This is a genomic window from Phenylobacterium sp. (assembly GCF_041920015.1).
Classification (GTDB): domain Bacteria; phylum Pseudomonadota; class Alphaproteobacteria; order Caulobacterales; family Caulobacteraceae; genus Phenylobacterium.
The window spans coordinates 1-10,754 of sequence record NZ_JAYRST010000098.1; the positions used below are offsets into that span (position 1 = coordinate 1).

The following is a 10,754-nucleotide window of genomic DNA, read 5'->3' on the forward strand; positions in this document are numbered from 1 at the left end:
GCACAGCACGGCCTGTTCGCCGAACAGGTCGGTCTCGCACTCTTCACGGAAGGTGGTCTCGATCACGCCCGAGCGGCCGCCGCCGATGGCCGAGGCGTAGGCCAGGCCGAGGTCGAGGGCGTTGCCGGTGGCGTTGTGATGGATGGCGATCAGGCACGGCACGCCGCCGCCCTTCTGGTACTCGCCGCGCACGGTATGGCCCGGGCCCTTCGGCGCGACCATCAGCACGTCGATGGTGTCCTTGGGCTCGATCAGGTTGAAGTGCACGTTCAGGCCGTGGGCGAACAGCAGGGCCGCGCCATCCTTGATGTTCGGCGCGATCTCGGAATTGTAGATGCCGCGTTGCAGTTCGTCCGGCGCCAGCACCATGATCATGTCGGCCCAGGCGGCGGCCTCGGCGACCGACAGCACCTTCAGGCCGTCGGCTTCCACCTTCTTGGCGGTGGCCGAACCGGGGCGCAGGGCTACGACGACGTCCTTCACGCCCGAATCCTTGAGGTTCAGGGCGTGGGCGCGACCTTGGCTGCCATAGCCTACGATCGCGATCTTCTTGTCCAGGATGCGGGCGAGGTCGGCGTCGCGGTCGTAATAGACGCGCATGATCATACTCCTGAAGTCGAAGGCGGGCGCGGCTCCGCGCAACGGCGCCGCAGCAAAGGCCGGGCTATGGAGAGGAATTTTGCACGGAGGTCAAGGCGGCGCTGGATGAATGCGGCGATATCGCCGCGAAATCCGCGCGGTTTTTCGCGCCTTGCGCCCCCGCACGCCACGTCCGACATAGAAGCTCTTGTTCGGAGGGCGGAAGATGGCGGCGACACCGCAGGACGTGATCGGCTTCTGGCGCTCGGCCGGCCCTGAAAAGTGGTTCGCCAAGAGCGACCGGTTCGACCAGGCCATCGCGCTGAAATTCGAGCCCGTCCATCACGCCGCGGCCCGCGGCGAGTATGATGGCTGGGCGGCCACGGCGGAGGGCGCGCTCGCCCTGCTCATCCTGCTCGACCAGTTCCCCCGCAATCTCTACCGCGGCTCGGCCCACGCCTTCGCCACCGATCCCAAGGCCCGCGCCATCGCTGTCGCCGCCGTGGCCCGCGGCCACGACCGAGAGGTCGAGCCCCTGCTGCGCCGCTTCTTCTACCTGCCCTTCGAGCATGGCGAAGATCTCGCCGACCAGGACGAATCCATGCGCCTCTTCGGCCTGCTGAAGGACGAGACCGGCGACGCCGACTCCCTCCACTGGGCCAAGGTCCATTGGGACATCATCGACCGCTTCGGCCGCTTCCCCCACCGCAACGCCTGCCTGGGCCGGGAAACCACGCCGGACGAACGCGCCTTCCTCGAGGACGGCGGCTTCTCGGGCTGAAGCGCTAGTTTCCCTTGCTGAAGGTCGTGTTCACGACCCTCTGCATTTCGCCAAAACCCTTGGTGGCTTCCTCTTCCTGCCGCTCACGCTCGGCCAGGGTCATGCAGACGCGCTTGCCCAGACGGCTGCCCGCCGGCGTCTCCACGCGGCAGACGACCTTGTCCTTGTTCGGCTTGCCCTTGCCCGGCGCGGATGTTTCGGCCGCCTTCGCGGCCGGCGCCGCATCGCTGGCGGCCTGCGCCGCCGAGGCGGCCGAAAACAGCAGGATCGCGGCGGCCGCGGCGATGCTCTGAATCATGGTCGCGCTCCTCGCCTGTCGCGCCACGCTGCGCTGCCCGTAAAGATCGCACCGATGGCGCACGCCGTCGATGGCCTACCGCGTGAACAGCGCCAGCGGGGCGCCGGCCTGCGGATCGAAGGCCCGCCAGTCCAGGCCCAGCGCCTGCAGCGCCGTGGCCGCCACCTGGTTGGCGCCGGCGCAGTCGTCCAGCTTCGCCACACCCCTCTTCACGCCCGGACCGATCGCCGCCAGCCAGGTCTGGTCCGAGGCCGGCCAGATCACCGCCCCATGGCCCTTCCAGTCGTTCGGCTTTGAACCGTCGCCGCGGCCGTGATCGGTGGTGATGATCAGCGTGGTCTTGCCGGCATAGGCCTTGTCGGCCTGCAGGGCGCTCCACAGCTCGCGCAGGAAGCCGTCGGTGCGGTGGGCGGCCTCCAGCATGTGTCCGTACTGGCCGTCATGGGCGAAGTCGTCGGTCTCGCCATAGGCGATGTAGACCACCTTGGGCCGATCGCGGCGGATCGCCTCCAGCGCATAGTTGTGGGTGAAGGCGTCGAACCGCACCGTCGACCACAGTCGCGGGCTCTGGTCCTGCAGCCGCCCCAGCGCGGCCTCGAAGGCGCCGTGCGGCTTGGGCGTCATGAAACCGGCGTTGAGCGGAACCTTGCTGCGCCCCGTATTCAGGATCGCGGTGAACACGCCCCAGGATCCGAAGGCCGCGACCTTGCCGCGATAGCCCGGCCGCCCGTCCAGCCATTCCAGGAAACTGACGTTCGGATTGGGAATCGGGTCGTTGCTGACGATCCTCGGGTCCGGACGCCCGGTCAGGATCTCGTTATAGCCGGGATAGGAAAAGAACTTGTCGTTCGTCACCCGCGCGCACGATCCGTGGTCGCGGTCGCCGACCAACACCCCCTGGGCCGCCACCACGTCATGCAGGAACGGCATCAGCGCGCGCTTGCGATCAGCGGGGTCGAGGAACGCCGCCTTGATCCCCGGCCGGTCCTCGACGATGGCGGGATCGACCGCCAAGACCGGATCGGCGCCGCGGAACACCTCCTGCCAGCGCATCCCGTCCAGCGTCACCAGCACCACCCGGCGGTCCTCGGCGGCCTGGGCGGCCCCCGCGAGCAGGCCGAGCGCCAAAGCCGCCACGCCCAGAATTTTCTTCATGCACAGCCCCTGACGTCGCTTGTGGAGAAGCCGAACGGCGCCATTCCCGCGCCGCTTCCGAATCGGCACACTCTGACCCTGATGAACGCTCATGTCGCCATTGCCGGAAACAGCGCCGCCGCTCATCCCGAGCAGCAGTATCTCGACCTGCTGGCCGACATCCTGGCCAATGGCGTGCAGCGCGGCGACCGCACCGGCACCGGCACGCTCGGCGTGTTCGGCCGCCAGATGCGTTTCGACCTGGCCCGGGGCTTTCCCCTGCTGACCACCAAGAAGCTGCACCGCAAGTCGATCATCCTCGAACTGCTGTGGTTCCTGCGCGGCGACACCAATGTCCGCTGGCTGCAGGAGCGCGGCGTCAGCATCTGGGACGAATGGGCCGACGAGCAGGGCGAACTCGGTCCCGTCTACGGCAAGCAATGGCGTTCGTGGACCGCGCCCGACGGCCGGGTGATCGACCAGATTGCAGGGGTGGTCGAGGGGCTGAAGACCATGCCCGACTCGCGCCGTCACATCGTTTCGGCCTGGAATCCGGCCGATGTCGACGACATGGCCCTGCCGCCCTGCCACTGCCTGTTCCAGTTCTTCGTGGCCGAGGGGAAGCTGTCCTGCCAGCTCTACCAGCGCTCGGCCGACGCCTTCCTCGGCGTACCGTTCAACATCGCCTCCTACGCCCTGCTGACCATGATGGTCGCCAAGGTGACGGGGCTGGAGCCGGGCGAGTTCGTTCACACCCTGGGCGATGCGCACCTCTATCTGAACCATCTCGATCAGGCCCGCGAGCAACTGACCCGCCAGCCCCTGCCGCTGCCGGTGATGGAGATCGCCGACAAGCGCGACCTGTTCGCGTTCGAATACGAGGACTTCAAGCTGCGCGGCTACAAGGCGCACGATAAGATCCAAGCCCCGATCGCGGTCTGAACCTTACAAAATTGCGAGTCCGCCGACGTAGGCCCGAGGGGTCCGTGCGGTCTGCTCTCCTGGCCCGGAACGATCCGGCGCCCCTCAACGGAGAGCAAGAATGCGCAATCTCATCGCCCCCGCCGCCCTGGTCCTGGCCCTCGCCGCCGGCTCGGCCTTCGCCGCCGCCCCTGCCCCGGCCGCCAAGCCGATGACCGCCGCCAAGCCCGCCGCCACGGCCAAGGTCGACATGAACGCCAAGCGCGCCGCCTGCGAAAAGTCGTGGAAGGACCAGAAGACCCACACCGGCAAAGAAGCCGACTTCGTGAAGGCCTGCGTCGCCAAGGGCTGAGCCGCTCCGGCTCAAAAAACCGGCGCCCGACGGTTCCCCGGGCCCGCGAGCGGGCGGCCTCCATCTCCCAGGGCCGCCCGCTCACCTTGGTCGAAAGGCGAAAGCACGCCATCTTCACGGCGAGCAATATGGACCTGCGCCCATGAGCCGCCGCATCCTGCTGGTCGAAGACGACGCCGAGACCGCCGACTACATCCTCAAGGGCCTTCGCGAGGAAGGCTACACCGCCGAACATGTGGCCGACGGGCGCGACGGCCTCTACGCCGCGTCGGGCGAGCCCTTCGACGCCATCGTCATGGATCGTATGCTCCCCGGCCTCGACGGCCTCAGCGTCATCAAGGCCCTGCGCGCTGCCGGCGTGGAGACGCCGATCATCATCCTCTCGGCCCTCAGCCACCTGGACGAGCGGGTGAAGGGCCTGCGAGCCGGCGGCGACGACTACCTCACCAAGCCCTTCGGCTATTCAGAGCTTTCGGCGCGGCTGGAAAACCTCATGCGCCGCCGCCCGGCCGCCGAGGTCGAGACCAAGCTCGCCTGCGGCGACCTCGTGGTCGACCTGCTCTCGCGCCGCGTCAGCCGCGCCGGCCGCGCCCTCGACCTGCTCCCGCGCGAGTTCAAGCTGCTGGAGTACCTGCTGCGCCACAAGGACCGGGTCGTCACCCGCACCATGCTGCTCGAACAGGTCTGGGATTACCGCTTCGATCCCCACACCAGCGTCGTCGACACCCACATCAGCCGCCTGCGCAAGAAGATCGACGAGGGCTTCGCCTCGCCCCTGCTCCATACCCTGCGCGGCACGGGCTATCGCCTGTCGACCGAGCCATGAGGCCGCCGGGCTCGCGCCTGCGGCCGCGCGCGGTGTTCTTCATGCTGCTGGCGGTGGCGCTCACCGCCTTGGGTGTCGGCCTGGCCATGGTCGACCAGGTGGGCGAAGCGATCATCGGCAAGCGCCAGCGCGAGGTCGCCGAGGCCGCCCGCGACTATTTCGTCGCTTTCGCCCACGAGGAGGGGATCGCCCCCCTCGCCCGCGCCCTCGACCTGCGCGAGCGGACCGATCCCGGCGGCGCCTTCCGCTACGCGCTCTACGCCGCCGACGGGCGCCTGCTGGGCGGGGCGCGCCTGGCCCCGGCCGACGACCTGCCCGCCCAGGGCGCGGCGCGCATGCGCATCGCCAGCGAGGGCCGCGCCTCGCCCTGGCGCGTCCTGGTCCAGCCGCTCTCCACCGGCGGGACCCTGGTGGTCTACGAGGACATCGGAGAGCGGCTCGCCTTCCGCCGCGCCCTGGTCGCCAGCGCCGCGGTCTCGCTGATCGCGGCCATCGGCGCTGTGCTGCTGGCCGCCGTCTGGTTCAACCGCCTGCTGCTCAACCGCATGGAGACCCTGGCCGCCACAGCGGGCCGCATCGCCGGCGGCGACCTTTCCGCCCGCACCGAGACCCATCCGAAGGGCGACGTCTTCGACCGCCTGGGCGAAGCGATGAACGGCATGCTCGACCGGATCGAGGAACTGATGACCGGCATGCGCACCGTCACCGACAGCCTGGCCCACGACCTGCGCTCCCCGCTGACCCGCATGCGCGCCGACCTCGCCCGCGCCCTCGATCCGCAGGTGGCCGAACCCCAGCGCCTCGACGCCATCGAGCAGGCCCACGGCGAGGCCGACCGCGCCCTCTCCACCCTCTCGGCCCTGATGGACATCGCCCGCGCCGAGGCGGGCCTGTCACGCGATATGATGGCCCCCGTCGACCTCGCCGCCCTGGTCGCCGAGGTGGGCGAGCTGTTCGGCCCGGTGATCGAGGACGCCGGCCAGACCTTCGTCCCGCCCGCCCCGCGCCCGCCGCTGGTCATCAGAGGCCACGAGCTGATCCTGCGCCAAGCGGTCGGCAACCTGCTCCACAACGCCGCCCACCACGCCGGCTCGGGCGCGTTCGTCCGCCTGACGCTGGAAGACGCCGACGGCCGCGTCCGCATCGTCGTCTCCGACACCGGCCCCGGCATCCCCGCCGAGCATCGCGGCCGGGTGCGCGAACGCTTCGTGCGGCTGGACGAGGCGCGCTCCAGGCCCGGCGGCGGCCTGGGCCTGGCCATCGCCGCGGCCTGCGCCAAGCTGCACGGCGGCGCCCTTGAACTGGAGGACGCCCATCCGGGCCTGCGCGCCGTCATCGAGCTGGGCGAGCGGTCCCGGACTCCGGCCTGACGAGTCTGCTATTGAGCGGGCCATGAGCACCCCCATCCTCACCGCCGGCCCCATCGCCCGCGACCGCAACGGCGTCATCGGCAAGGATGGAACCCTACCCTGGCGGCTCAAGACCGACCTCGCCAACTTCCGCGCCGTGACCATGGGCAAGCCGGTCATCATGGGCCGCAAGACCTGGGAGAGCCTGCCCAAAAAGCCCTTGCCCGGCCGCACCAACATCGTGCTGAGCCGCGACGGCTCGTTCGAGGCCAAGGGCGCGGTGGTCTGCGACAATTTCAGCGAGGCGCTCTCCATCGCCCGCGAACAGGCCGCCGAGGACGGCGCGGGCGAGGTCTGCGTCATCGGCGGGGCCTCGCTGTTCGAACTGGCCCTGGCCCGCGCCCAGCGCATCTACCTCACCGAGGTCGACGCGGAGGTCGAAGGCGACGTCACCCTTTCCTCCATCGACGAGAGCCGCTGGACCGAGGTCCGCAGCCAGGACTATCCCGCCGGCGAAGGCGACGAACACGCGTTTAAGATCCGGGTTTTGGAACGCCGCTGATCCGTCCATAGTCGCCCCGAACGCCGCCGCTGCGAGCGGCGAATCCGGAGGGAACCCGTGACCATGGACATTCAACTCGTCGCCGAGGGACTCGAATTTCCCGAAGGCCCCATCGCCATGAACGACGGCTCGGTGATCCTCACCGAGATCAAGGGCCAGCGGCTGACCCGCATCCATCCCGACGGGCGCAAGGAGACGGTGGTCGAGACCGGCGGCGGCCCCAACGGCGCGGCCATCGGCCCGGACGGGGCGATCTACATCACCAACAACGGCGGCTCGTTCACCTGGCCCGAGCAGGACGGCCTGACCATTCCGGGGCCGACCCCGCCGTCCCACACCGGCGGCTATATCCAGCGCTACGACCTTGCGACCGGCGAGCTGACCACGCTCTACAGCGAGTGCGATGGCCGCCCGTTCGTCGGACCCAACGACCTGGTGTTCGACAAGCAAGGCGGCTTCTGGTTCTCCGACCACGGTTGCGGCACGCCGGAGGGCCGCAAGTTCGGCGCGCTCTACTACGCCAGGATCGACGGCAGCCACGTGAGCCGCCAGCGCGACCACCTGATCTCGCCCAACGGCGTCGGCCTCTCGCCCGATGAAAAGACCGTCTATCTCGCCGACACCCAACTCGGCCGCCTCTGGGCCTTCGATGTGGAAGAGCCGGGCGTGCTCGGCCCGCCGGCCGGTTTCGCCGCCGGTCGCGCCGTCCATAACCTGCAAGGGGTGCAGTTCCTCGACAGCCTGGCGGTCGAGGCCGGCGGCAAGGTCTGCGTCGCCACCATCCTCAACGGCGGGATCACCGCCTTCGACCCGAACGGAACGATCGAGCACTATCCCGTGCCCGACCTCATCGTCACCAACATCTGCTTCGGCGGCCCGGACATGAAGACCGCCTGGATCACGGCGTCCTCCACCGGCAAGCTCTACAAGGCGACCTGGCCCCGCCCCGGCCTGAAGCTGAACTTCAACGCGTAACTTCTCCCTCCCCTTCATGGGGAGGGTGGGTCGCCGCACCGCGGCGAGACGGGTGGGGCCTTGCTGGTTCAGCGGCTCCCACCCCGATCGCTTCGCGATCTGTCCCTCCCCACAAGGAGGAGGGACGAAGCGACCCCTCTAATACAGCCGCGCCAGCGCCTCTCGCTCGAAGTTCTTCAACTCCGCCGTCCGGCCCGCACGCACCTTTTCCGTCCACTCCGGATCTTGCAGCAGCGCCCGGCCGACGCCCACCAGGTCGAAGTCCCCGCGGTCCAGCCGCCGCAGCAGTTCGTCCAGCGAGGCGGGCTTGGAGCCCTCGCCCGCAAAGGCGGCGATGAACTCGCCCGACAGCCCGACCGAGCCGACGGTGATGGTCGGGACCCCGGTCAGCTTCTTGGCCCAGCCGGCGAAGTTCAGGTCCGAGCCCTCGAACTCCGGCTCCCAGAACCTGCGCTGCGAGCAGTGCAGGATGTCGGCCCCGGCGTCGACCAACGCGCCCAGCCAGGCCTCCAGCGCCTTCGGGTCCTGGGCCAGCTTCACCTCGTAGTCCTGCTGCTTCCACTGGCTGATGCGGATGATGACCGGATAGTCCGGCCCCACCGCCTTGCGCACCGCCTTCAGGATGTCGGCGGCGAAGCGGGCGCGGCCAGGCAGATCCTTGGCCCCATAGGCGTCCTCGCGGACGTTGGTGCCTTCCCAGAAGAACTGGTCGATCAGATAGCCGTGGGCGCCATGCAGCTCGATGGCGTCGAAGCCCAGCGCCTTGGCGTTGGCCGCGGCCTCGGCGAAGGCGCGCACCGCGTCGGCGACCTCCTCCTCGGTCATCGGCGCGCCGAATTCCTTGCCGGGGCGGCTGAGGCCGGACGGGCTGTCATAGGGGCCCGGCGGCGTCCATTCGGGATCGCGGGTGCGCACGGCGCCGACGTGCCAGAGCTGCGGCGCCATCACCCCGCCTGCGCCATGCACCTCGTCGATCACCCGCTTCCAGGCGGCCAGCTCCTTCTCGCCGTGAAAACGCGGCACGTTCTTGTCGTTCAGCGAGGCCGGACGGTCGACGCCCGTGCCTTCCGAGACGATCAGGCCCACATCCGCCCGCCGCTTGTAATATTGCGCCACTTCCTCGGTCGCCACGCCGTCCGGCGAGAACGAGCGCGTCATCGGCGCCATGACGATGCGGTTCTTCAGGCGCAGGCCTTTGAATTCAAAAGGCTTAAACAGGGCGTCGGCCGACATGGGCTCTCCGGGTTCAAACAGGTGTTCGCAGGAATGCGATTTACGCACGACCGGTCGTTTTGTCAGTTCAGATTTTCTGTTGCACGCCAGCAACTTCCCCAAACGCCCAGACGGCGCCATTGTCAGGTGAACAACGGTCACCCAAACGACCGGACCCCTTGGAGGAAATCACCATGAGCGACGGCGCCGTCGACCTGAAGGCTGAAGCCCGCGCACGGGCCTACGCCATGCCGCTGGACGAGATCAACCTGGCCGACGGGGAGCTCTTCCGCTCCGATACCCTGTGGCCCTACTTCGAGCGCCTGCGCAACGAAGACCCGATCCACTACCACAAGGAAGGCCTCCACGAGGACGGCCCCTACTGGTCGGTCACCAAGTTCAACGACATCATGGCCGTCGACACCAATCACGAGGTGTTCTCGTCCGAGCCGTCCATCACGATCTTCGATCAGAAGGACGACTTCACCATGCCGATGTTCATCGCCATGGACCCGCCCAAGCACGATATCCAGCGCAAGACCGTCAGCCCGATCGTCTCGCCGGCCAATCTGCACCAGCTCGAACCGCTGATCCGCGAACGCATCCAGCGCACCCTCGACAGCCTGCCGATCGGCGAGGAATTCGACTGGGTGGATAAGGTCTCGATCGAACTGACCACCCAGATGCTCGCCACCCTGTTCGACTTCCCCTGGGAGGAACGCCGTAAGCTGACCCGTTGGTCGGACGTGGCCACCGCTGGGCCGGAATCGGGCCTGTTCTCCTCGACCGATCCCGAAATCGTCGAGCAGGAACGCAAGATGGAGCTGTTCGAGTGCGTGGACTACTTCACGCGGCTCTGGAACGAGCGGGTGAACGCACCGCCGAAGGGCGACCTGATCTCGATGCTCGCCCATGGCGAGGCCACGCGGAACATGGACCGCATGGAATATCTCGGGAACTTGATCCTGCTGATCGTCGGCGGCAACGACACCACCCGCAACACCATGTCCGGCTCGGTCCTGGCCCTGCACCAGAACCCCGCCGAGCGGAAGAAGCTCTACGACAACCCCTCGCTGATCCCCTCGATGGTGTCGGAGACCATCCGCTGGCAAACGCCGCTGGCCCACATGCGCCGCACCCTGACCCAGGACTTCGAGCTGGGCGGCAAGCAGATGAAGAAGGGTGAGAAGGTCATCATGTGGTACGTCTCGGGCAACCGCGACGAAGAGGTGATCGAGAACCCGAACGCCTACATCATCGACCGCGAGCGCCCGCGCCAGCACATGTCCTTCGGCTTCGGCATCCACCGCTGCGTCGGCAACCGCCTGGCCGAACTCCAGCTCAAGATCCTCTGGGAGGAGATTCTTCAACGCTTCCCGACCATCGAGGTGCAGGGCGAGCCCCGCCGTGTCTTCTCGGCCTTCGTGAAGGGCTACGAATACATGCCGGTGATCATCCCCACCCGCTACTGACGCCCACCGATTCCTCTCCCTCCCGGGAGAGTGGGATCAACGCGAAGCGCCGAGACGAAAAGGGGGCTTGCTGACTCAGCAGCTCCTCACCCGGCTTCGCCGACAGCTCCCTCCGAGGGGAGGACTATCGCATATGGCGCTGTCGGAGATTTCCTCCCCCATTTTATGGGGGAGGGGGACCGCCCGCAGGGTGGTGGAGGGGGCGGGGTCAAGCTCAGAGCAAGCCGCGCGGCCCCCGCCCCCCGCGGCGCCGGTCCCCCACCCCCCCGGCGCCGGGGAGGCACACAAAGCAG

12 protein-coding genes are annotated in these 10,754 nt (G+C 68.3%); 8 read left to right on the plus strand and 4 right to left on the minus strand.

What is annotated here, in order from left to right; genetic code table 11:
* Positions 1–600, minus strand: a 600-nt coding sequence (gene ilvC / locus ACE3TL_RS15190; protein ID WP_374579517.1) for a ketol-acid reductoisomerase, incomplete at its 3' end; no start/stop codon positions are given.
* A gap of 205 nt (positions 601–805) precedes the next feature.
* Here ilvC and ACE3TL_RS15195 point away from each other — a divergent pair.
* The gene (locus ACE3TL_RS15195) at positions 806–1,360 is read left to right on the plus strand and encodes a DUF924 family protein (RefSeq protein WP_374579518.1); all 555 of its coding nucleotides are present in this window, start codon (positions 806–808) and stop codon (positions 1,358–1,360) included.
* A gap of 4 nt (positions 1,361–1,364) precedes the next feature.
* Here ACE3TL_RS15195 and ACE3TL_RS15200 read toward each other — a convergent pair whose 3' ends face one another.
* Positions 1,365–1,658, minus strand: a complete 294-nt coding sequence (locus tag ACE3TL_RS15200; protein WP_374579519.1) for a hypothetical protein — start codon at positions 1,656–1,658, stop codon at positions 1,365–1,367.
* Positions 1,659–1,733: 75 nt separating this feature from the next.
* Positions 1,734–2,813 (minus strand): alkaline phosphatase family protein, encoded by a 1,080-nt coding sequence (locus ACE3TL_RS15205; protein ID WP_374579520.1) that lies wholly within the window; start codon positions 2,811–2,813, stop codon positions 1,734–1,736.
* A gap of 81 nt (positions 2,814–2,894) precedes the next feature.
* Between ACE3TL_RS15205 and ACE3TL_RS15210 the strand changes: the two genes are divergently transcribed.
* The 6 genes from ACE3TL_RS15210 to ACE3TL_RS15235 all read left to right on the plus strand — a co-directional run bounded on the left by ACE3TL_RS15210 (position 2,895) and on the right by ACE3TL_RS15235 (position 7,777).
* Positions 2,895–3,734 (plus strand): thymidylate synthase, encoded by an 840-nt coding sequence (locus ACE3TL_RS15210; protein WP_374579521.1) that lies wholly within the window; start codon positions 2,895–2,897, stop codon positions 3,732–3,734.
* A gap of 100 nt (positions 3,735–3,834) precedes the next feature.
* The gene (locus tag ACE3TL_RS15215) at positions 3,835–4,065 is read left to right on the plus strand and encodes a hypothetical protein (RefSeq protein WP_374535021.1); all 231 of its coding nucleotides are present in this window, start codon (positions 3,835–3,837) and stop codon (positions 4,063–4,065) included.
* 142 nt (positions 4,066–4,207) lie between these two features.
* On the plus strand, positions 4,208–4,891 hold the full coding sequence (locus tag ACE3TL_RS15220; RefSeq protein ID WP_374579522.1) for a response regulator transcription factor: 684 nt from the start codon (positions 4,208–4,210) through the stop codon (positions 4,889–4,891).
* On the plus strand, positions 4,888–6,261 hold the full coding sequence (locus ACE3TL_RS15225) for an ATP-binding protein (RefSeq protein WP_374579523.1): 1,374 nt from the start codon (positions 4,888–4,890) through the stop codon (positions 6,259–6,261). Before ACE3TL_RS15220 ends, ACE3TL_RS15225 begins: the two co-directional genes overlap by 4 nt.
* Positions 6,262–6,283: 22 nt before the next feature.
* Complete coding sequence (locus ACE3TL_RS15230; protein WP_374579524.1) at positions 6,284–6,802, plus strand: dihydrofolate reductase; 519 nt, start codon at positions 6,284–6,286, stop codon at positions 6,800–6,802.
* Positions 6,803–6,865: 63 nt separating this feature from the next.
* Positions 6,866–7,777, plus strand: a complete 912-nt coding sequence (locus ACE3TL_RS15235; protein WP_374579527.1) for an SMP-30/gluconolactonase/LRE family protein — start codon at positions 6,866–6,868, stop codon at positions 7,775–7,777.
* 138 nt (positions 7,778–7,915) lie between these two features.
* Here the strand turns inward: ACE3TL_RS15235 and ACE3TL_RS15240 are convergent, their stop codons facing one another.
* Positions 7,916–9,010 (minus strand): NADH:flavin oxidoreductase, encoded by a 1,095-nt coding sequence (locus ACE3TL_RS15240; protein ID WP_374579525.1) that lies wholly within the window; start codon positions 9,008–9,010, stop codon positions 7,916–7,918.
* Between the two features lie 173 nt (positions 9,011–9,183).
* Here ACE3TL_RS15240 and ACE3TL_RS15245 point away from each other — a divergent pair, with 173 nt between their 5' ends.
* Positions 9,184–10,461: a cytochrome P450 gene (locus ACE3TL_RS15245; RefSeq protein WP_374579526.1), complete on the plus strand. Its 1,278-nt coding sequence runs from the start codon at positions 9,184–9,186 to the stop codon at positions 10,459–10,461.
* The last annotated feature ends 293 nt before the right edge of the window (positions 10,462–10,754 follow it).

Bases quoted from the DNA above. Each gene is read 5' to 3' on its own strand.
- ACE3TL_RS15215 (WP_374535021.1), top strand. From the start codon at position 3,835: ATGCGCAATCTCATCGCCCCCGCCGCCCTGGTCCTGGCCCTCGCCGCC.
- ACE3TL_RS15195 (WP_374579518.1), top strand. From the start codon at position 806: ATGGCGGCGACACCGCAGGACGTGATCGGCTTCTGGCGCTCGGCCGGC.
- ACE3TL_RS15240 (WP_374579525.1), bottom strand. From the start codon at position 9,010: ATGTCGGCCGACGCCCTGTTTAAGCCTTTTGAATTCAAAGGCCTGCGC.
- ACE3TL_RS15220 (WP_374579522.1), top strand. From the start codon at position 4,208: ATGAGCCGCCGCATCCTGCTGGTCGAAGACGACGCCGAGACCGCCGAC.
- ACE3TL_RS15245 (WP_374579526.1), top strand. From the start codon at position 9,184: ATGAGCGACGGCGCCGTCGACCTGAAGGCTGAAGCCCGCGCACGGGCC.
- ACE3TL_RS15210 (WP_374579521.1), top strand. From the start codon at position 2,895: ATGAACGCTCATGTCGCCATTGCCGGAAACAGCGCCGCCGCTCATCCC.
- ACE3TL_RS15230 (WP_374579524.1), top strand. From the start codon at position 6,284: ATGAGCACCCCCATCCTCACCGCCGGCCCCATCGCCCGCGACCGCAAC.
- ACE3TL_RS15235 (WP_374579527.1), top strand. From the start codon at position 6,866: ATGGACATTCAACTCGTCGCCGAGGGACTCGAATTTCCCGAAGGCCCC.
- ACE3TL_RS15200 (WP_374579519.1), bottom strand. From the start codon at position 1,658: ATGATTCAGAGCATCGCCGCGGCCGCCGCGATCCTGCTGTTTTCGGCC.
- ACE3TL_RS15205 (WP_374579520.1), bottom strand. From the start codon at position 2,813: ATGAAGAAAATTCTGGGCGTGGCGGCTTTGGCGCTCGGCCTGCTCGCG.
- ACE3TL_RS15225 (WP_374579523.1), top strand. From the start codon at position 4,888: ATGAGGCCGCCGGGCTCGCGCCTGCGGCCGCGCGCGGTGTTCTTCATG.